The following is a 20120-nucleotide window of genomic DNA, read 5'->3' on the forward strand; positions in this document are numbered from 1 at the left end:
TAAAAAACCCGGACATGCCGGGTTTTTTATTGCGTCGCAAATTATTGCGGCGTGGTGTCCAGCGGTTCCGGACTCGGGACTGGAACGGTTTCTACACCGTCTACATCCTTCTGGATCTGGTCCAGCAACGAACCTGGTTTCACCGGTTTTTCCGGTTTTGGCTTCTCGGTGTTTTCTGCAGGCGCCGTCACAGGAGTGCCGGGTTCCTTGCCGAGAATGGCTTCGTCGCGGCTCACGCCAGGCATAAAATCGCCCGACAGGCTGACAAGCTGGTCATTAGGGTTGAAGATAACGCTTATGCGTTCCTGTTGGCGTTCACCACCACCCGGTTGCAGGCTATACAGGTAATCCCAGCGATCGGCATGGAACGTGTCGGTCAGCAGAGGGTTACCCATGATAAACCGTACTTGCCGACGGGTCATTCCCGGGCGTAACTGGTCTATCATGTCCTGCGTGACGACATTGCCCTGCTGGATGTCGATTTTGTAAACCCCGGGGAATGAACAACCGGCGAGTGCGAGCAGTCCCACAAAGGTGAAACTGGTTAGCAAGAGCTTGGTGTTTTGCATCGGTGGGCGACTTCCACTATCTTGGCTGGGACAACGTAAACGCCGATCATACCCGCATTAAGAGAAGCTGCGAAGCAGCATCGCGAGAAAGCTGACCATGGTTGAAAATAGCGAACTACGCAAAGCCGGCCTCAAAGTGACCCTGCCACGGGTCAAAATTCTGCAAATGCTCGATTCCGCCGAGCAACGCCACATGAGTGCCGAGGACGTCTACAAGGCACTGATGGAGGCTGGTGAGGACGTCGGTCTGGCCACGGTTTACCGTGTACTGACCCAGTTCGAGGCGGCTGGCCTTGTGGTGCGACACAACTTCGACGGCGGTCACGCGGTCTTCGAGCTGGACGACGGCAAGCATCACGACCATATGGTCAACGTCGAAACCAGTGAAGTGATCGAGTTCTTCGACGAAGAAATCGAGCGTCTTCAGAAGGCGATCGTCGATAAGTATGGTTTCGAGATGGTGGATCACAATCTCGTGCTGTACGTACGCAAGAAAAAGTAAGCATGTCGCGCGGACAGGATGTTCGCGAAACGAGCGAAGGCGACCCAAGGGTCGCCTTCGTGCTTTCTGCTGATCTTAAATTTTCGCAGTGATGACCATTTTCTTCGCGTGAGCCAGGGATTCCTTCGTCAGATCGATGCCCCCGAGCATGCGTGCGACTTCTTCGACGCGATGGGTCTTGCTCAGCTTGGACACGGCCGTGTGGGTCGCGTCCTCACCGCGGACCTTGTGCACGAATAAATGCTGGTGACCCTGCGCCGCCACTTGCGGCAAGTGAGTGACCGTCAGCACCTGCCCGCGCTCCCCAAGTCGGCGCAGCAACTGGCCGACGATTTCAGCGGTTGGGCCTCCGATGCCCACGTCCACTTCGTCGAACACCAGGGTCGGAACCCGGGAAGTCTGTGCAGTGATGACCTGGATCGCCAGGCTGATCCGCGACAGCTCGCCGCCCGAGGCCACTTTTGCCAGGGCTTTCATCGGTTGTCCCGGGTTGGCGCTGACCAGCAGTTCGACCTGTTCAAGTCCGTTAGGTAGCAGTTCGTTGCTGCTGTTGGGGCGCAACTCGATGGTAAAGCGCCCGCCGGGCATGCCCAAACGCTGGATCTCTTGTTCCACGGCGCTGGCCAGACTACCTGAAGCCTGATGGCGCAGATCACTCAGGTCGCGCGCCTTCTCTTGATAATGACGGGCATAAGAGGCCAGCTCATCGCTCAGACGCTCAATGGATTCGTCGTTGGCATTCAGGGTTTCAATTTCATCCAGGAGCTTCTGTTGCATCTCAGCCACTTCACTCGGCTGAATGCGGTGCTTGCGCGCCAGGGTGTAGATCGCATCAAGGCGTTCTTCCAGGTATTGCAGGCGTGCCGGGTCGGCGTCGAAGTTATCGAGGAAACGGTTCAGTTCGCCGACGGCTTCTTCTACCTGAATCTGCGCGCTGGTCAGCAGGCTGCTGGCCTCGCCCAGGGCGCCGATCGAGTTGTTCACGCTCGACAAGCGGTTGAGGCTGGCGGTAAGGGCGTTCAGCACATTGCCGGAATCGCTCTCGCTGCATTGCTCAACCACTTGTCGGCAGATGCCCAGCAGGGTTTCGGCGTTGGTCAGGTTCTTGTGTTCCTGCTCCAACTGCTCAAGCTCGTTTTCGCCGAGGCCGAGGTTTTCCAGCTCTTCGAGCTGGTAGCTCAGTAACTGATGGCGGGCGCGCTGCTCGTCACCCGAGTTGGACAGGCGATCCAGCTCCTGGCGGGTCTGGCGCCAGCGTTGGGCCGCCAGTTGCACCTGGCGGGCAAGATCGGTGGCGCCAGCGTACTCGTCGAGCAAGCGGCGGTGGGTGTCGGTCTTGAGCAGGGATTGGTGTTCGTGCTGGCTGTGGATGTCGATCAGCAACTCGCCCAAGGCCTTGAGATCGCCAAGGGGGCAGGGCGTGCCGTTGATATAGCCGCGGGAGCGGCCTTCCGCGGTAATCACCCGGCGCAGGATGCACGGGCCGTCGCTTTCCAGGTCGCGCTCGGCCAACCAGGCACTGGCTTCGGGGATATCGATCAGGTCGAAGGTCGCCAGAATGTCGGCCTTGTCGGCGCCGGGGCGGACTACGCCGCTGTCGGCGCGATCACCCAGGGTCAGGCCCAGGGCGTCGAGCATGATCGACTTGCCGGCGCCGGTTTCCCCTGTGATCACGCTCATCCCGCGATCGAGTTCGAGATCGAGATGTTCGACGATGGCGTAGTTGTGTACGGACAGGTGCACCAGCATAAAGGCCGCTCCCAGGCTTTAGGTCTGGTTATTTATACAGTGTTTTGTTTCCGGCTGACAATGCCCTCCCTTAGCTCGATTTGCTTGATCCGACGAAATCGTTAGCGCATCAAGGAATGACAATGCAGCTCTTTTTGTAGGGTTAATCACCGCAAACCCCTTGAAGCTGAATTTTGCGGCCCCATATAGCTGGGCAGAAGCGTGAGTTGAGCTCGCGGACGATATTGAAAGGAGAAATTCTATGGCTGACGAACAGACAGTGGATACGCAAAATCTCGACGCCGATCAGGCTGCCCAGGATTCGGGCGATGAACTGGCGGCGCGTGTACAAGTGCTCGAAGAGCAATTGGCTGGCGCTCATGATCAGGCTTTGCGTGTAGCGGCTGATCTGCAGAACGTCCGCCGTCGCGCCGAGCAGGACGTCGAAAAGGCTCACAAGTTTGCGCTGGAAAAGTTCGCTGGCGACCTGCTGCCGATCATCGACAGCCTGGAGCGTGGCCTGGAGTTGTCCAACCCGGATGACGAAAGCATCCGCCCAATGCGCGAAGGCATCGAACTGACGCTAAAAATGTTCCAGGACACCCTGAAGCGTTATCAGTTGGAAGCGATCGATCCCCATGGCGAACCGTTCAACGCCGTTCATCACCAGGCGATGGCCATGCAAGAAAGCGCCGATGTTGAGCCGAACAGCGTGCTCAAGGTGTTCCAGAAGGGCTACCAGCTCAACGGTCGCCTGCTGCGCCCGGCCATGGTCGTGGTCAGCAAGGCACCTTCGCCGGTTTCGCCTTCGATTGATGAGCAGGCTTGAAATTAGCCGTAAGGCCCCCATTTAGAAGTCAAGCGTTTAAGTGCTACCGCAGTTAGCCACCACTGCTGCGGCAACCAAATCCAAAGTTTCGGGAGAGTTAACATGGGCAAAATTATCGGTATCGACCTGGGGACCACCAACTCCTGCGTCTCCGTGCTGGAAAACGGCGTAGCCAAAGTTATTGAAAACGCTGAAGGCGCGCGTACCACGCCGTCGATCATCGCGTATGCCAACGACGGCGAGATCCTCGTTGGTCAGTCGGCCAAGCGTCAGGCTGTGACCAATCCGCATAACACCCTGTACGCGGTGAAGCGTCTGATCGGTCGCAAGTTCGACGAAGAAGTCGTACAGAAAGACATCAAGATGGTTCCGTACAAAATCGCCAAGGCTGACAACGGCGACGCTTGGGTTGAAGTGAACGGCCAGAAAATGTCGCCGCCACAGATCTCGGCTGAAATCCTGAAGAAAATGAAGAAGACTGCCGAAGACTACCTCGGCGAGCCAGTGACCGAAGCGGTGATCACCGTTCCGGCCTACTTCAACGACAGCCAGCGTCAAGCGACTAAAGACGCCGGCCGCATCGCGGGCCTGGACGTTAAACGTATCATCAACGAACCAACCGCAGCCGCTCTGGCTTACGGTATGGACAAGGCGAAAGGCGATCACACCGTGATCGTTTACGACTTGGGCGGCGGTACTTTCGACGTTTCCGTGATCGAAATCGCTGAAGTCGATGGCGAGCACCAGTTCGAAGTGTTGGCCACCAACGGTGACACGTTCCTGGGCGGTGAAGACTTTGACATTCGTCTGATCGACTACCTCGTTGACGAATTCAAGAAAGAAAGCGGCATGAACCTTAAAGGTGACCCGCTGGCCATGCAGCGCCTGAAAGAAGCCGCTGAAAAAGCCAAGATCGAACTGTCTTCGAGCAATTCGACCGACGTGAACCTGCCGTACATCACTGCAGACGCTACCGGTCCTAAGCACTTGAACGTGAAAATCTCCCGCGCCAAGCTCGAAGCGCTGGTAGAAGACCTGGTTCAGCGCACCATCGAACCTTGCCGCATCGCTCTGAAAGACTCCGGTATCGACGTTGGCGCGATCAACGACGTGATCCTGGTCGGCGGTCAGACCCGTATGCCACTGGTTCAGAAGCTGGTCACCGAGTTCTTCGGTAAAGAAGCGCGTAAAGACGTGAACCCGGACGAAGCGGTTGCCATGGGTGCTGCTATCCAGGGCGCGGTATTGGCCGGCGACGTGAAAGACGTTCTGCTGCTGGACGTCAGCCCGCTGACCCTGGGTATCGAAACCATGGGCGGCGTGATGACTGCGCTGATCGAGAAAAACACCACGATTCCTACCAAGAAATCCCAAGTGTTCTCGACTGCCGATGACAACCAGGGCGCTGTGACTATTCACGTGCTGCAAGGTGAGCGTAAGCAAGCGGCCCAGAACAAGTCCCTGGGCAAGTTTGACCTGGCCGAGATTCCACCAGCACCACGTGGCGTGCCACAAATCGAAGTGACCTTCGACATCGACGCCAACGGCATCCTGCACGTAGGCGCCAAAGACAAGGCTACTGGCAAGACTCAGTCGATCGTGATCAAGGCCAACTCGGGTCTGTCCGAGGAAGAAATTCAGCAGATGATTCGCGATGCTGAAGCCAACGTCGACGCAGATCGCCAGTTCGAAGAGCTGGCCGCTGCCCGTAACCAGGGCGATGCACTGGTTCACTCGACGCGCAAAATGGTCGCTGATGCTGGCGACAAAGTGAGCGCTGAAGAGAAGACTGCAATCGAAGCTGCCGTAGTTGCCCTGGAAGCCGCCGTTAAAGGCGACGACAAGGCTGCAATCGACGCCAAGGTTGAAGAGCTGTCGAAAGTCTCCGCGCCAGTGGCTCAGAAAATGTACGCCGAACAGGCTCAGCCTGCTGAAGGCGCTGCACCGCACGACGAAAAAGCCGAAAAAGCTGACGACGTTGTCGATGCTGAGTTCGAAGAAGTCAAAGACCACAAGTAAGTTGTTGGTCGGCCGGTTGACTGCCTTAAGGCGGTGACTGGTAGGATGTCGCCGCGCGGGAGCTTGCTCCCGCGTTGGCGTGTCTGGAGTCAGCGAATTTTTACAGCATGCGACAACGATCGGATGTTGGTGGTATGGCCGGGAATGCTCCTGCTTTTCGCGCCGAAAGTACCGCAATGAACAAAGACCAGGATCGTTGAATTGACGTGAGTTGGGTCCGGGCCTGTATTGGGGCTCAACGAGTTTGGCGAAGCTCAGGAGGGGTTTGCCGAACGTCCTTAAGAGTGCAAAGACTTATGGCAAAGCGTGACTATTACGAAGTATTGGGTGTCGAGCGCGGCTCAAGCGAAGCAGACCTGAAAAAGGCCTACCGTCGCCTGGCGATGAAGCACCACCCGGACCGTAATCCCGATGACAAAGCGTCGGAAGAGATGTTCAAGGAGGCCAACGAGGCCTACGAGGTGCTGTCCGATTCCAGCAAGCGCGCGGCGTACGACCAGTACGGTCACGCCGGTGTCGACCCGAGCATGGGCGGCGGCGGTGCCGGTTTTGGCGGTCAGAACTTCTCCGACATCTTTGGTGATGTCTTCAGCGACTTCTTCGGTGGCGGTCGCGGCGGTGCCCGTGGCGGCGCCCAGCGCGGCAGCGACCTGCGTTACACCCTGGAACTGAATCTGGAAGAAGCGGTGCGCGGTACGACCGTGAATATCCGTGTTCCGACACTGGTCAACTGCAAGCCATGCGACGGTTCGGGTGCCAAGAAAGGCTCCTCGCCGGTCACTTGCCCAACCTGCGGCGGTATCGGCCAGGTTCGCATGCAGCAAGGCTTCTTCTCGGTGCAGCAGACCTGCCCACGCTGCCATGGCCAGGGCAAAATCATTTCCGACCCGTGCGACTCCTGCCACGGCGAAGGTCGTGTCGAAGAGTACAAAACCCTTTCCGTCAAAGTGCCGGCCGGTGTTGATACCGGTGACCGCATTCGTCTGTCCGGCGAAGGCGAGGCGGGCGCCCAGGGTGGTCCGACTGGCGACCTGTATGTGGTGATCAACGTGCGCGAGCACGCGATCTTCCAGCGTGACGGCAAGCACCTGTTCTGTGAAGTGCCGATCAGTTTTGTCGATGCAGCGTTGGGCGGCGAGCTGGAGATTCCTACCCTTGATGGTCGGGTCAAACTGAAGATCCCCGAAGGGACTCAGACCGGCAAGCAGTTTCGTGTTCGCGGCAAAGGCGTTGCGCCGGTGCGTGGCGGCGGTGCTGGCGACCTGATGTGTCGCGTGGCGGTGGAAACCCCGGTCAACCTGGGTCGTCGTCAGCGCGAATTGCTCGAAGAGTTCCGCAGTTCCCTGGCGGACGACAACAGCCATTCGCCAAAAACCACCGGTTGGTTCGAAGGCGTGAAGCGCTTCTTCGGCGACTTGTAAGGAGTGAACATGCGACGTATTGCGGTGATGGGCGCTGCCGGGCGCATGGGCAAGATCCTGGTCGAAGCGGTGCAGCAGCGCGCGCCGCTGACCGGTCTGACGGCGGCCATTGTGCGTCCCGGCAGCACGTTGATTGGCGTGGATGCTGGTGAGCTGGCTTCGCTCGGGCGAATCGGCGTGCCACTGTCTGGTCATGTGGAAGCGGTGGCTGAAGAATTCGATGTGTTGATCGACTTTACGCTCCCGGAAGTGATGCTGAAAAACCTGGCGTTCTGTCGTAAGTCAGGCAAAGCCATGGTGATCGGCACTACGGGTCTGGACGCCGCGCAGAAGCAGTTGCTGGTCGAGGCGGGCAAGGATATTCCGATCGTGTTCGCGGCGAATTTCAGCGTGGGTGTAAACCTGTCGCTGAAGCTGCTCGACATGGCGGCTCGTGTGCTGGGTGATGAGGCGGACATCGAAATCATCGAAGCGCATCATCGGCACAAGATCGATGCGCCATCAGGCACGGCGCTGCGCATGGGCGAAGTGATCGCCAGTGCGTTGGATCGTGATCTGCAGAAAGTGGCGGTGTATGGTCGTGAAGGCCATACGGGTGCCCGCGAGCGCGATACCATCGGCTTCGCGACCGTTCGCGGTGGTGATGTGGTGGGGGATCATACGGTGCTGTTCGCCTGCGAGGGTGAGCGCCTGGAGATTACGCACAAGGCATCAAGCCGCATGACCTTCGCCAAGGGCGCGGTGCGTGCGGCATTGTGGCTGGATGGGCGTGAGCCTGGCCTCTACGACATGCAAGACGTGCTCGACCTGCGCTAAGATGCGCCCGAAATCGGGTTCAAACTTAGCGTTTGAGCCCGGTTTTACACCGCCAAGCGACGTCCTGTCGCATTCCATAGCCTTTCAGGCTCATTGGCGGTAGACCAAAAATGCCTTTTTCTGTAAGCTACAGCTTTAGTGTGTCCACTAAAAGCGCGCAGAATAATTCGGTGAAGAAGCGGGGTGACGTGTCCATACGTCACTCCGCTTTTTTACAACCTGCGATCGCCCTTTCAGGCTTTATTTACGGGAGGTCTTCTTGACTAAGCCAGCCATACTCGCCCTTGCTGATGGCAGCATTTTTCGCGGCGAAGCCATTGGAGCCGACGGTCAGACCGTTGGAGAGGTGGTGTTCAACACCGCCATGACCGGCTATCAGGAAATCCTTACCGATCCTTCCTACGCCCAACAGATCGTTACCCTGACTTACCCGCACATCGGCAACACCGGCACCACGCCGGAAGATGCCGAGTCCGACCGCGTCTGGTCCGCTGGCCTGGTTATCCGTGACCTGCCACTGGTTGCGAGCAACTGGCGTAACACGATGTCCTTGTCCGATTACCTGAAAGCCAACAACGTTGTGGCAATCGCTGGTATCGACACCCGTCGCCTGACACGCATCCTGCGTGAAAAGGGCGCGCAGAACGGCTGCATCATGGCCGGCGACAACATCTCCGAAGAAGCCGCCATCGCTGCTGCCCAGGGCTTCCCTGGCCTCAAAGGCATGGATCTGGCGAAAGTCGTCAGCACCAAAGAAAAGTACGAGTGGCGCTCGACTGTCTGGGACTTGAAGACCGACAGCCACGCGACCATCGACGCCTCCGAGCTGCCGTATCACGTCGTTGCTTACGACTACGGCGTCAAGCTGAACATCCTGCGCATGCTGGTCGAGCGCGGCTGCCGCGTGACCGTGGTGCCGGCCCAGACCCCAGCCTCTGAGGTGTTGGCGCTCAAGCCGGACGGCGTGTTCCTGTCCAACGGCCCGGGCGACCCGGAGCCTTGCGACTACGCGATCCAGGCGATCAAGGATGTGCTGGAAACCGAGATCCCGGTGTTCGGCATCTGCCTCGGTCACCAACTGCTGGCCCTGGCCTCCGGCGCCAAGACCCTGAAAATGGGTCATGGCCACCACGGTGCCAACCACCCGGTCCAGGACCTGGACACCGGCGTTGTGATGATCACCAGCCAGAACCACGGTTTTGCGGTAGATGATGCGACCCTGCCAGCCAACGTCCGGGCGATCCACAAATCGCTGTTCGACGGCACCCTGCAAGGGATCGAACGTACCGACAAGAGCGCCTTCAGCTTCCAGGGTCACCCTGAAGCCAGCCCTGGCCCGAACGACGTAGCGCCTCTGTTTGATCGCTTCATCAACGAAATGGCCAAGCGACGCTAATCGCTGGCACTGATGCAGCAAAGCTTGAGGGTGGTCCCGACACCGGCGGCCCCCTCAAGGCTTCACAGATTGAACAAGACGGCTTGCCGACTGACCTGCGGATTTGAGTGACAAACCCATGCCAAAACGTACAGACATAAAAAGCATCCTGATTCTCGGCGCTGGCCCGATCGTGATCGGCCAGGCTTGCGAATTCGACTACTCCGGCGCCCAGGCCTGTAAAGCCCTGCGCGAGGAGGGTTACCGCGTCATCCTGGTGAACTCCAACCCAGCGACCATCATGACCGACCCGGACATGGCCGACGCCACGTACATCGAGCCGATCAAGTGGCAGACCGTTGCCAAGATCATCGAGAAAGAGCGTCCGGACGCGCTGCTGCCAACCATGGGTGGCCAGACCGCTCTGAACTGCGCCCTGGATCTGGAGCGCGAAGGCGTTCTGGAGAAGTTCGGCGTAGAGATGATCGGCGCCAACGCTGACACCATCGACAAGGCTGAAGACCGTTCGCGCTTCGACAAGGCGATGAAATCCATCGGCCTGGACTGCCCGCGTTCCGGCATCGCTCACAGCATGGAAGAGGCCAACGCAGTGCTCGAGAAGCTTGGCTTCCCGTGCATCATCCGTCCGTCCTTCACCATGGGCGGCACCGGCGGTGGTATCGCTTACAACCGCGAAGAGTTCGAGGAAATCTGCGCCCGTGGTCTGGACCTGTCGCCGACCAAAGAGCTGCTGATCGACGAATCCCTGATCGGCTGGAAAGAGTACGAGATGGAGGTTGTCCGCGATAAGAAGGACAACTGCATCATCGTCTGCTCCATCGAAAACTTTGACCCGATGGGCGTGCACACCGGTGACTCGATCACCGTTGCGCCAGCACAGACACTGACGGACAAGGAATACCAGATCATGCGTAACGCCTCCCTGGCGGTACTGCGTGAGATCGGCGTGGAAACCGGCGGCTCCAACGTCCAGTTCGGCATCTGCCCGGACACTGGCCGTATGGTCGTGATCGAGATGAACCCGCGTGTATCCCGCTCTTCGGCACTGGCCTCGAAAGCCACTGGTTTCCCGATCGCGCGTATCGCTGCCAAGCTGGCGATCGGCTACACCCTGGACGAGTTGCAGAACGAAATCACCGGCGGCGCTACGCCTGCGTCCTTCGAGCCGTCCATCGACTACGTCGTGACCAAGCTGCCACGCTTCGCCTTCGAAAAATTCCCGAAAGCCGACGCACGCCTGACCACTCAAATGAAGTCGGTCGGTGAAGTCATGGCCATCGGCCGGACTTTCCAGGAATCCCTGCAGAAAGCTCTGCGCGGTCTGGAAGTGGGCGTTTGCGGCCTGGACGAGAAGCTCGACCTGAGCAACCCGGAAAGCATGAGCGTGCTCAAGCGCGAACTGACCGTGCCGGGCGCCGAGCGTATCTGGTACGTGGCTGACGCCTTCCGCGCCGGCCTGTCGGTCGAAGACATCTTCGGCATGAACATGATCGATCCGTGGTTCCTGGTGCAGATCGAAGATCTGATCAAGGAAGAAGAGAAGGTCAAGACCCTGGGGCTGGCCAGCATCGACCGCGACATGATGTTCAAGCTCAAGCGCAAGGGCTTCTCCGACATGCGTCTGGCCAAGCTGCTGGGTGTGACCGAGAAAAACCTGCGTCGCCATCGTCACAAGCTCGAAGTGTTCCCGGTCTACAAGCGCGTTGACACCTGCGCGGCCGAGTTCGCCACCGACACCGCCTACATGTACTCGACCTACGAGGAAGAGTGCGAAGCCGCGCCGTCGGGCCGCGACAAGATCATGATCCTGGGCGGCGGTCCAAACCGTATCGGCCAAGGCATCGAGTTCGACTACTGCTGCGTACACGCGGCACTGGCGCTGCGCGAAGACGGGTACGAGACCATCATGGTCAACTGCAACCCGGAAACCGTTTCGACTGATTACGACACCTCCGATCGCCTGTACTTCGAACCAGTGACCCTGGAAGACGTGCTGGAAATCTGCCGCGTCGAGAAGCCAAAAGGCGTGATCGTCCAGTACGGCGGCCAAACCCCGCTGAAACTGGCCCGCGCCCTGGAAGAAGCCGGCGTGCCGATCATTGGCACCAGCCCTGACGCCATCGACCGTGCCGAAGACCGTGAGCGCTTCCAGCAGATGGTTGAGCGCCTGAACCTGCGTCAGCCGCCAAACGCCACCGTGCGCAGCGAAGATGAAGCGATTCGTGCTGCAAGCAAGATCGGTTACCCGCTGGTGGTTCGTCCGTCCTACGTGCTGGGCGGCCGCGCGATGGAAATCGTCTACGAAGAAGAAGAACTCAAGCGCTACCTGCGTGACGCGGTGAAAGTGTCCAACGACAGCCCGGTGCTGCTCGACCACTTCCTCAACTGCGCCATCGAAATGGACGTGGATGCGGTCTGCGACGGCACCGACGTGGTGATCGGCGCGATCATGCAGCACATCGAGCAGGCAGGCGTTCACTCCGGTGACTCCGCGTGCTCCCTGCCGCCGTACTCGCTGCCTGGCCACATCCAGGACGAGATGCGCGAACAGGTCAAGAAAATGGCCCTGGAACTGGGCGTTGTCGGCCTGATGAACGTGCAGTTGGCGCTGCAAGGCGAAGACATCTACGTCATCGAAGTCAACCCGCGCGCTTCCCGTACCGTACCGTTCGTGTCCAAGTGCATCGGTGTTTCCCTGGCCATGATCGCGGCTCGCGTGATGGCCGGTAAAACCCTGAAGGAAATTGGTTTCACCAAGGAAATCATCCCGAACTTCTACAGCGTGAAAGAGGCGGTGTTCCCATTCGCCAAATTCCCTGGCGTGGACCCGATCCTGGGCCCAGAGATGAAGTCCACCGGTGAAGTGATGGGCGTGGGTGACACCTTCGGCGAAGCGTTCGCCAAGGCCCAGATGGGCGCCAGCGAAGTGCTGCCGACCGGCGGTACTGCGTTCATCAGCGTGCGTGACGACGATAAGCCACTGGTTGCAGGTGTGGCCCGTGATCTGATCAACTTGGGTTTCGAAGTGGTCGCCACTGCCGGTACTGCCAAGCTGATCGAGGCTGCAGGTCTGAAAGTGCGTCGCGTGAACAAGGTGACCGAAGGGCGTCCGCACGTGGTCGACATGATCAAGAATGACGAAGTCACCTTGATCATCAACACCACCGAAGGTCGTCAGTCGATCGCTGATTCCTACTCCATTCGTCGTAATGCCCTGCAGCACAAGATCTACTGCACCACCACCATTGCTGCTGGCGAAGCTATCTGCGAAGCGTTGAAGTTCGGTCCCGAGAAGACCGTGCGCCGCTTGCAGGACCTACACGCAGGATTGAAGGCATGATCAAATACCCAATGACCGTCCAGGGCGCCAAAGCCCTGGAAGAAGAACACGCTCACCTGACCAAGGTCGTCCGTCCGAAGCTCAGCCAGGACATCGGCACGGCTCGCGAGTTGGGCGATTTGAAGGAAAACGCCGAATACCACGCTGCTCGCGAGCAGCAGGGTATGGTCGAGGCGCGGATCCGTGACATCGAAGGCCGCATGCAGAATGCGGTGATCATCGACGTCACGACCATTCCTCACACCGGTAAAGTGATTTTCGGCACCACCGTTGAAATCGCCAACGTCGAAACCGACGAAACCGTCACTTACCACATCGTGGGTGAGGACGAGGCTGACTTCAAACAGGGCAAGATCTCGGTGGGTTCGCCACTGGCTCGCGCCTTGATCGCCAAGGAAGAAGGTGACGTGGTCGCGGTCAAAACGCCAAGCGGCGTTATCGAGTACGAGATTGTCGAAGTCCGCCACATCTGAAAGAAGGCGCCCGCTCCGTGCGGGCGCCATGCTTTGGCAATTGACTCAGATGTTGTGGGTTGGCGGCCTGTGGTTGTTGCACATCGGTCTGCTGCCGGTGCTGGGCCGGATTGGCCTGGCACCGCTGCTGATCGACGAAATAGAAGGCATGCTGAATGCGCTGATGGTGGGTTTCGCCACGGCGTGTGTGATTTTTCAGGCTTTGGTGCTGGTTCAGGCCGAGGGCCTTGCCAGTCTATGGCGGGACATTCGCGGGCAACTGCTGATGATGGCGTTGTATGCGTGCGCAATGTTTTTCGTCGTGCGCTTCGGCTGGCCGCAAGCGGTGCGCTGGGAGACGTTCAGCTATCTTGTCCTGGGCTTTTCCGGGCTGGTGCTGGTGTTACAACCAGTGCCTGGATGGAGTGGCAGGGTGCGCGAAGCACACCCTTGACCCTTGCCATCACGCGAAGCGATGAACGTTCGACAGCTGCTTGTTGACGCTGAAGTTCTTGCGGTAAATCAATGCCATCTTGCCGATGACCTGAACCAGGTCCGCTTTGCCGGCCTTGCAAATTTCTGCAATGGTCGCCAGGCGGGATTCGCGATCGAGGATGTTGAGCTTGATTTTAATCAGCTCGTGATCCGCCAAAGCGCGTTCAAGTTCGGCTAACACACCTTCAGTCAAACCGTTGTCAGCCACAGTCAAAACTGGTTTCAGATGGTGGCCAATGGATTTGTATTGTTTCTTCTGCTCTGGTTTGAGCGGCATAATCTGACCCCTGTGTCTGATCTTGTAAAAAGCGGCGGCCAGTTTACCCGAGCGAGTCCGGGACCGCCCACTTAATCACGACCCGTTTTATTTTCGAGGTGGCCAGTGGCCCGTTCCAAGACAAGCCTTAAGTGGCTGCAAAGACATGTCAATGATCCCTATGTGAAGCAGGCGCAGAAGGATGGTTACCGCTCGCGTGCGAGTTACAAGCTTCTGGAGGTCCAGGAGAAATACAAACTGATCCGTCCGGGTATGAGCGTTGTCGACCTGGGAGCGGCGCCCGGCGGCTGGTCGCAGGTCACTAGTCGGCTGATCGGTGGTCAGGGGCGTCTGATCGCCTCGGACATCCTGGAAATGGACAGCATTCCGGACGTGACTTTCATCCAGGGTGACTTCACCGAGGACGAAGTGCTCGCTCAGATCCTTGAAGCCGTGGGTAATTCGCAGGTGGACCTTGTGATTTCCGATATGGCCCCCAATATGAGTGGTACGCCTGAAGTGGATATGCCGAAAGCCATGTTTTTATGTGAGCTGGCTCTTGATCTGGCGGCCCGGATACTCAAACCGGGCGGTAATTTCGTGATCAAGGTGTTTCAGGGCGAAGGGTTTGATGCTTACGTGAAGGACGCTCGTCAGAAATTCGACAAGGTCCAGATGATCAAGCCGGACTCTTCCCGTGGCAGTTCCCGCGAGCAATACATGCTGGCTTGGGGCTACCGCAGCCGTAGTGAGTAAATCGAGGTTTTTTTGCGGGTCGATAGGATTTTCGTATTTCGCCCCGTGAGCATTAGCGAATATTGTGTAGAAAGTGTTTCACAAAGGGTTACAGACGGCGCCTGCCAGAGTCGTAGGTAATGTAGTAAGTTAGGCCGGTGAATATCATGCGAAGCGCGCGCCATTAGCGGAGCTTGCTTCAGAGGGTAGTTAATTGAACGATATGGCAAAGAATCTGATCCTGTGGTTGATCATCGCGGCTGTCCTCGTGACGGTGATGAACAACTTCTCCAGCCCTAACGAGCCGCAGACCCTCAACTATTCCGACTTCATCCAGCAGGTCAAGGATGGCAAGGTCGAGCGCGTAGCTGTAGACGGCTACGTGATTACCGGCAAGCGCAACGATGGCGACAGCTTCAAGACCATTCGTCCGGCAATCCAGGACAATGGCCTGATCGGCGACCTGGTGGATAACCACGTCGTAGTCGAAGGCAAGCAGCCTGAACAGCAAAGCATCTGGACTCAGCTCCTGGTCGCAAGCTTCCCGATCCTGGTGATCATCGCCGTCTTCATGTTCTTCATGCGGCAGATGCAGGGCGGTGCTGGTGGCAAGGGCGGACCGATGAGCTTCGGCAAGAGTAAGGCACGCCTGCTCTCCGAAGATCAGGTGAAAACCACCCTGGGTGACGTTGCCGGTTGCGACGAAGCCAAGGAAGAAGTCGGTGAGCTGGTCGAGTTCCTGCGTGATCCGGGCAAGTTCCAGCGCCTGGGTGGCCGCATTCCTCGCGGCGTACTGATGGTCGGTCCTCCGGGTACTGGTAAAACCTTGCTGGCCAAGGCGATTGCCGGCGAAGCCAAGGTGCCGTTCTTCACCATTTCCGGTTCTGATTTCGTCGAAATGTTCGTCGGTGTCGGTGCCAGTCGTGTTCGCGATATGTTCGAGCAGGCCAAGAAGCACGCGCCATGCATTATCTTCATCGATGAAATCGACGCCGTCGGTCGCCACCGTGGCGCCGGCATGGGCGGTGGTCACGACGAGCGCGAGCAGACTCTCAACCAGTTGCTGGTAGAGATGGATGGTTTCGAAATGAATGACGGCATCATCGTCATTGCCGCGACCAACCGTCCGGATGTACTGGACCCTGCGTTGCTGCGTCCGGGTCGTTTCGACCGTCAGGTTGTGGTCGGCTTGCCGGACATCCGTGGTCGTGAACAGATTCTCAAAGTCCACATGCGCAAAGTGCCAATGGGTGACGACGTCGCCCCGGCCGTGATCGCTCGTGGTACTCCTGGCTTCTCCGGCGCCGACCTGGCCAACCTGGTGAACGAAGCGTCGTTGTTCGCTGCCCGTACCGGCAAGCGCATCGTCGAGATGAAAGAATTCGAGCTGGCTAAAGACAAGATCATGATGGGCGCCGAGCGCAAGTCGATGGTCATGTCCGAGAAAGAGAAGCAGAACACCGCTTACCACGAGGCTGGCCACGCTATCGTCGGTCGCGTCGTGCCTGAGCATGATCCGGTTTACAAGGTGTCGATCATTCCGCGTGGTCGTGCGCTGGGTGTGACCATGTTCCTGCCGGAAGAAGATCGCTACAGCCTGTCCAAGCGTGCACTGATCAGTCAGATCTGCTCGCTGTACGGCGGCCGTATCGCTGAAGAAATGACCCTCGGCTTCGACGGTGTGACCACCGGTGCTTCCAACGACATCATGCGTGCCAGCCAGATTGCACGGAATATGGTGACCAAGTGGGGCCTGTCGGAAAAGCTCGGTCCGTTGATGTACGCTGAAGAAGAGGGCGAAGTGTTCCTCGGTCGTGGCGGCGGCGGTCAGAGTGCAAGCTTCTCTGGTGAGACGGCCAAGCTGATCGACTCCGAAGTACGCAGCATCATTGACCAGTGCTACGGCACGGCCAAGCAGATCCTCACGGACAACCGTGACAAGCTCGACGCCATGGCAGATGCCTTGATGAAGTACGAAACGATCGACGCTGATCAGATCGACGACATCATGGCGGGTCGTACGCCTCGCGAGCCTCGTGACTGGTCGGGCGGTGGCGCCGGTACTTCCGGAACACCTCCGGTGGCGCAGGATCCGCGTCCGGAAACACCGATTGGCGGTCCGGCTGCTGACGTTTAAGGTTTGAAATGACTTCTGTTCAGTCCCTGACCCGGTTGCCTTGCGGCAACCGGGTTCTTGATTTGGCCCATACGCATGTCATGGGCATTCTCAATGTCACCCCTGACTCCTTTTCTGATGGCGGCCGATACAGCCAGCTTGATGCAGCATTGCGTCACGCCGAAGCGATGGTGTTGGCGGGGGCGACGCTGATTGATGTCGGTGGCGAGTCGACCCGGCCTGGTGCCAGGGCGGTTTCACCCCTTGAAGAGCTGGAGCGTGTTGCGCCGATTGTCGAGCGCATCAATCGCGAGCTGGATGTGATCATCTCGGTTGATACCTCCACGCCGTCAGTTATGCGTGAAACGGCGCGCCTCGGGGCTGGGTTGATCAACGATGTGCGCTCCTTGCGGCGTGATGGCGCCCTGGATGCGGCGGCAGCCACCGGTTTGCCCGTGTGCCTGATGCACATGCTCGGCGAGCCGGGTGACATGCAGGCCAATCCGCAGTATCAGGACGTAACGAAAGAGGTTGGCGAGTTTCTCGCCGAGCGCATGGCGCAATGTGCTGCCGTGGGTATTCCGGCTGAGCGGATAATTCTTGATCCAGGTTTCGGATTCGCGAAAACCCTGCAGCACAATCTAAGCTTATTCAAACATATGGAAGCCCTGCATGCCTTGGGGCGGCCCCTGTTGGTTGGGGTTTCGCGAAAGAGCATGATAGGGCAGGCATTGAGTCGTCCGGTTGGAGAGCGCCTTTTTGGCGGTCTGGCGCTCGCAGCACTGGCGTCGGTCAAAGGGGCGCGTATATTGCGCGTCCACGATGTGGCCGAAACAGTTGATGTGGTGCGGATGATCGCCGCAGTGGAATCAGCCGAATAAGAATGACGGAGCGCTTATGACTAAGAAATATTTTGGGACCGACGGCATTCGTGGTCGGGTCGGCGAATATCCGATCACCCCGGACTTCATGCTCAAGCTCGGTTGGGCTGCGGGTATGGCGTTCCGCAAAATGGGTGCTTGTAAGGTGCTGGTGGGCAAAGATACGCGTATCTCCGGGTACATGTTCGAGTCGGCGCTGGAAGCCGGTCTCACGTCCGCGGGTGCTGACGTGATGCTGCTGGGGCCGATGCCGACTCCGGCCATTGCCTACCTGACGCGCACGTTCCATGCCGAAGCCGGTATCGTGATCAGTGCTTCGCACAATCCTCACGATGACAACGGCATCAAGTTTTTCTCCGGAAAGGGCACCAAGCTCCCGGATGAAGTCGAGCTGATGATCGAAGAGTTGCTCGATACCCCGATGACTGTGGTTGAGTCGAGCAAAATCGGCAAAGTGTCGCGCATCAACGACGCGTCTGGTCGTTATATTGAATTCTGCAAAAGCAGCGTTCCGACGGGCACCAGCTTCTCCGGCCTGAAAATCGTGATCGACTGTGCCCATGGCGCGACCTACAAGGTGGCGCCTAGCGTGTTCCGAGAGTTGGGTGCCGAGGTGGTTGTGCTTTCTGCCCAGCCGAACGGCCTGAACATCAACGACAATTGCGGGTCGACCCATATGGGCCAGTTGCAGGCTGCCGTGCTGGCTGAGCATGCGGATCTGGGTATTGCCTTCGACGGTGATGGCGATCGGGTCCTGATGGTCGATCATACGGGCGCTATCGTCGATGGTGACGAGCTGCTGTTCATCATTGCTCGCGATCTGCATGAGCGCGACAAGTTGCAGGGCGGCGTAGTCGGCACATTGATGAGCAACCTGGGGTTGGAGTTAGCCCTGGCTGACCTGGCGATTCCTTTTGTGCGCGCCAATGTCGGCGACCGTTATGTGATCGCTGACCTGCTGGAGCGCAACTGGCTGGTAGGTGGTGAGAACTCGGGGCATATTGTCTGCTTCAACCACACCACCACCGGTGATGCGATCATCGCCGCGTTGCAGGTGTTGATGGCGCTGAAGACTCGTTCCGAAGGGTTGGCTCAGGCCCGCCAGGCGCTGCGTAAGTGCCCGCAGGTGCTGATCAACGTCCGTTTCGGTGGCGGGGCGAGCCCTCTCGATCATCCGTCGGTCAAGGAAGCCAGCGAGCGCGTTACCCAGGCCATGGCCGGTCGCGGTCGTGTGCTGTTGCGCAAGTCGGGGACGGAGCCGCTGGTGCGGGTTATGGTCGAAGGCGAGGACGAAACACAGGTTCGGGGTTACGCCGAAGAGCTGGCAAAACTGGTTACTGAAGTTTCTGCCTGAATTCGGCTTGCCAGCCATGATTGTGTTGGGTAACATCTGCGCCCACTTTGATCGACGAGGTACAGCATGCGTCGCCCTATGGTAGCTGGTAACTGGAAGATGCACGGTACCCGCGCCAGCGTCGCTGAGCTGATCAAGGGCCTGGGTAACCTGGCCTTGCCGAGCGGTGTTGATGTAGCGGTATTTCCGTCTTTCCTGCATATCAATCAAGTGATTGATGGTCTGGAAGGCAAGTCGATCAAGGTCGGCGCGCAGAACGCTGCGGTGGAATCCAAGCAAGGTGCGTTGACCGGTGAAGTTGCGCCGAGTCAGCTGGCTGAAGAGGGTTGCTCACTGGTACTCGTGGGTCACTCAGAACGTCGCCAGATCATCGGCGAGAATGACGAAACACTCATTCGCAAGTTCGCAGCAGCACAGGCAAGTGGCTTGATCCCGGTGTTGTGCATAGGGGAAACCCTTGAGCAGCGCGAAGCCGGTAAAACGCTTGAGGTTGTCGGGCATCAGCTGGGCAGCGTCATCGAGAAGCTGGGTGTCGGTGTTTTTGCAAACGCAGTAATCGCTTACGAGCCGGTCTGGGCCATTGGCACTGGACTGACTGCTTCGCCGCAACAGGCGCAGGATGTGCACGCAGCCATTCGCGCTCAGTTGGCGGCAGAGAATTCTGAGGTCGCACAAGGTGTGCGGCTTCTATACGGCGGCAGCGTGAAGGCGGCCAATGCGGTCGAACTGTTCGGCATGCCGGATATCGATGGGGGGCTCATTGGTGGGGCTTCCCTGAATGCAGATGAGTTCGGTGCGATTTGTCGCGCCGCGGGAAACTGAAAAAATGCTGGAAACAGTCGTAGTCGTTTTTCATCTGCTGGGCGCATTGGGCGTAGTTGCTCTGGTATTGCTGCAGCAGGGTAAAGGTGCGGATGCTGGCGCGTCTTTCGGAGCAGGTGCTTCAAATACTGTGTTCGGAAGCCAAGGTTCCTCTACCTTTCTTAGTAAGTTTACTGCTATACTTGCCGCAGGTTTCTTCATAACCAGCTTAGGGTTAGGTTACTTTGCTAAAGAGAAAGCTCACCAGCTGACTCAAGTAGGTTTGCCAAACCCAGCAGTGTTGGAAGTTCCAAAGCAACAACCGGCTTCTGATGATGTACCGGTGCTTCAAGAGCAAAAGTCGGCTACTCCAGCGACTGACGTGCCTCCAGCTCAAGAGCAAAAGTAAG

At 58.3% G+C, this 20120-nt stretch carries 18 protein-coding genes; 15 read left to right on the forward strand and 3 right to left on the reverse strand.

The annotated features are described in order from the left end of the window. Window positions 1-41: 41 nt before the first annotated feature. Entirely contained in the window at window positions 42-569 is a 528-nt protein-coding gene (locus BK665_RS10210) for an outer membrane protein assembly factor BamE (RefSeq protein ID WP_123405126.1), read from the reverse strand. A 97-nt stretch (window positions 570-666) separates the two neighbouring features. Here BK665_RS10210 and fur point away from each other — a divergent pair, with 97 nt between their 5' ends. Further along, the gene (gene fur / locus BK665_RS10215) at window positions 667-1071 is read left to right on the forward strand and encodes a ferric iron uptake transcriptional regulator (RefSeq protein ID WP_003197684.1); all 405 of its coding nucleotides are present in this window, start codon (window positions 667-669) and stop codon (window positions 1069-1071) included. 75 nt (window positions 1072-1146) lie between these two features. Here fur and recN read toward each other — a convergent pair whose 3' ends face one another. Beyond that, window positions 1147-2820, reverse strand: coding sequence for a DNA repair protein RecN (recN, locus tag BK665_RS10220; RefSeq protein ID WP_123405128.1), 1674 nt, complete (start codon window positions 2818-2820; stop codon window positions 1147-1149). Window positions 2821-3061: 241 nt separating this feature from the next. Between recN and grpE the strand changes: the two genes are divergently transcribed. From grpE to BK665_RS10260, 8 genes are all read left to right on the forward strand, one after another. Next, a complete protein-coding gene (gene grpE, locus BK665_RS10225; RefSeq protein WP_123405130.1) occupies window positions 3062-3628 on the forward strand; it encodes a nucleotide exchange factor GrpE in 567 nt (188 codons plus the stop codon). Window positions 3629-3730: 102 nt separating this feature from the next. Next, window positions 3731-5647 carry a molecular chaperone DnaK gene (gene dnaK, locus BK665_RS10230; protein ID WP_123405132.1) on the forward strand — a complete coding sequence of 639 codons (1917 nt, stop codon included), beginning with the start codon at window positions 3731-3733 and terminating at the stop codon, window positions 5645-5647. A gap of 296 nt (window positions 5648-5943) precedes the next feature. After that, the gene (gene dnaJ, locus BK665_RS10235; RefSeq protein WP_123405133.1) at window positions 5944-7068 is read left to right on the forward strand and encodes a molecular chaperone DnaJ; all 1125 of its coding nucleotides are present in this window, start codon (window positions 5944-5946) and stop codon (window positions 7066-7068) included. Window positions 7069-7077: 9 nt separating this feature from the next. Then, window positions 7078-7884, forward strand: a complete 807-nt coding sequence (dapB, locus tag BK665_RS10240) for a 4-hydroxy-tetrahydrodipicolinate reductase (RefSeq protein ID WP_123405135.1) — start codon at window positions 7078-7080, stop codon at window positions 7882-7884. A 259-nt stretch (window positions 7885-8143) separates the two neighbouring features. Then, window positions 8144-9280 carry a glutamine-hydrolyzing carbamoyl-phosphate synthase small subunit gene (gene carA / locus BK665_RS10245; protein WP_123405137.1) on the forward strand — a complete coding sequence of 379 codons (1137 nt, stop codon included), beginning with the start codon at window positions 8144-8146 and terminating at the stop codon, window positions 9278-9280. Between the two features lie 118 nt (window positions 9281-9398). After that, entirely contained in the window at window positions 9399-12620 is a 3222-nt protein-coding gene (carB, locus tag BK665_RS10250; protein ID WP_123405139.1) for a carbamoyl-phosphate synthase large subunit, read from the forward strand. Further along, a complete protein-coding gene (gene greA / locus BK665_RS10255) occupies window positions 12617-13093 on the forward strand; it encodes a transcription elongation factor GreA (protein WP_123405141.1) in 477 nt (158 codons plus the stop codon). The genes carB and greA overlap by 4 nt, the downstream gene beginning before the upstream one ends. Window positions 13094-13121: 28 nt before the next feature. Further along, entirely contained in the window at window positions 13122-13526 is a 405-nt protein-coding gene (locus tag BK665_RS10260; RefSeq protein ID WP_123405143.1) for an MFS transporter, read from the forward strand. Window positions 13527-13535: 9 nt separating this feature from the next. On the opposite strand, the gene BK665_RS10265 is transcribed toward BK665_RS10260, so the two are convergent. Then, window positions 13536-13844 (reverse strand): YhbY family RNA-binding protein, encoded by a 309-nt coding sequence (locus tag BK665_RS10265; protein ID WP_123405145.1) that lies wholly within the window; start codon window positions 13842-13844, stop codon window positions 13536-13538. Between the two features lie 105 nt (window positions 13845-13949). Here BK665_RS10265 and rlmE point away from each other — a divergent pair, with 105 nt between their 5' ends. The 6 genes from rlmE to secG all read left to right on the forward strand — a co-directional run bounded on the left by rlmE (window position 13950) and on the right by secG (window position 20119). Beyond that, window positions 13950-14579, forward strand: a complete 630-nt coding sequence (gene rlmE, locus BK665_RS10270; RefSeq protein ID WP_123405147.1) for a 23S rRNA (uridine(2552)-2'-O)-methyltransferase RlmE — start codon at window positions 13950-13952, stop codon at window positions 14577-14579. Window positions 14580-14781: 202 nt separating this feature from the next. Then, window positions 14782-16695 carry an ATP-dependent zinc metalloprotease FtsH gene (gene ftsH, locus BK665_RS10275; protein ID WP_054050044.1) on the forward strand — a complete coding sequence of 638 codons (1914 nt, stop codon included), beginning with the start codon at window positions 14782-14784 and terminating at the stop codon, window positions 16693-16695. Window positions 16696-16703: 8 nt separating this feature from the next. Beyond that, window positions 16704-17555 (forward strand): dihydropteroate synthase, encoded by an 852-nt coding sequence (gene folP, locus BK665_RS10280; protein WP_123405149.1) that lies wholly within the window; start codon window positions 16704-16706, stop codon window positions 17553-17555. A 16-nt stretch (window positions 17556-17571) separates the two neighbouring features. After that, a complete protein-coding gene (gene glmM / locus BK665_RS10285) occupies window positions 17572-18909 on the forward strand; it encodes a phosphoglucosamine mutase (protein WP_123405151.1) in 1338 nt (445 codons plus the stop codon). Between the two features lie 66 nt (window positions 18910-18975). Next, a complete protein-coding gene (tpiA, locus tag BK665_RS10290) occupies window positions 18976-19731 on the forward strand; it encodes a triose-phosphate isomerase (protein ID WP_123405153.1) in 756 nt (251 codons plus the stop codon). 4 nt (window positions 19732-19735) lie between these two features. Then, window positions 19736-20119: a preprotein translocase subunit SecG gene (secG, locus tag BK665_RS10295; RefSeq protein WP_017336473.1), complete on the forward strand. Its 384-nt coding sequence runs from the start codon at window positions 19736-19738 to the stop codon at window positions 20117-20119. Window position 20120: the final 1 nt, after the last annotated feature.

Source organism: Pseudomonas frederiksbergensis, assembly GCF_003732665.1.
GTDB lineage: Bacteria > Pseudomonadota > Gammaproteobacteria > Pseudomonadales > Pseudomonadaceae > Aquipseudomonas > Aquipseudomonas frederiksbergensis_G.

Coding starts and splice junctions, on each gene's coding strand:
- BK665_RS10210 (WP_123405126.1), bottom strand. CDS start 569: ATGCAAAACACCAAGCTCTTGCTAACCAGTTTCACCTTTGTGGGACTG.
- fur (WP_003197684.1), top strand. CDS start 667: ATGGTTGAAAATAGCGAACTACGCAAAGCCGGCCTCAAAGTGACCCTG.
- recN (WP_123405128.1), bottom strand. CDS start 2,820: ATGCTGGTGCACCTGTCCGTACACAACTACGCCATCGTCGAACATCTC.
- grpE (WP_123405130.1), top strand. CDS start 3,062: ATGGCTGACGAACAGACAGTGGATACGCAAAATCTCGACGCCGATCAG.
- dnaK (WP_123405132.1), top strand. CDS start 3,731: ATGGGCAAAATTATCGGTATCGACCTGGGGACCACCAACTCCTGCGTC.
- dnaJ (WP_123405133.1), top strand. CDS start 5,944: ATGGCAAAGCGTGACTATTACGAAGTATTGGGTGTCGAGCGCGGCTCA.
- dapB (WP_123405135.1), top strand. CDS start 7,078: ATGCGACGTATTGCGGTGATGGGCGCTGCCGGGCGCATGGGCAAGATC.
- carB (WP_123405139.1), top strand. CDS start 9,399: ATGCCAAAACGTACAGACATAAAAAGCATCCTGATTCTCGGCGCTGGC.
- greA (WP_123405141.1), top strand. CDS start 12,617: ATGATCAAATACCCAATGACCGTCCAGGGCGCCAAAGCCCTGGAAGAA.
- BK665_RS10260 (WP_123405143.1), top strand. CDS start 13,122: ATGCTTTGGCAATTGACTCAGATGTTGTGGGTTGGCGGCCTGTGGTTG.
- BK665_RS10265 (WP_123405145.1), bottom strand. CDS start 13,844: ATGCCGCTCAAACCAGAGCAGAAGAAACAATACAAATCCATTGGCCAC.
- ftsH (WP_054050044.1), top strand. CDS start 14,782: ATGGCAAAGAATCTGATCCTGTGGTTGATCATCGCGGCTGTCCTCGTG.
- folP (WP_123405149.1), top strand. CDS start 16,704: ATGACTTCTGTTCAGTCCCTGACCCGGTTGCCTTGCGGCAACCGGGTT.
- glmM (WP_123405151.1), top strand. CDS start 17,572: ATGACTAAGAAATATTTTGGGACCGACGGCATTCGTGGTCGGGTCGGC.
- tpiA (WP_123405153.1), top strand. CDS start 18,976: ATGCGTCGCCCTATGGTAGCTGGTAACTGGAAGATGCACGGTACCCGC.
- secG (WP_017336473.1), top strand. CDS start 19,736: ATGCTGGAAACAGTCGTAGTCGTTTTTCATCTGCTGGGCGCATTGGGC.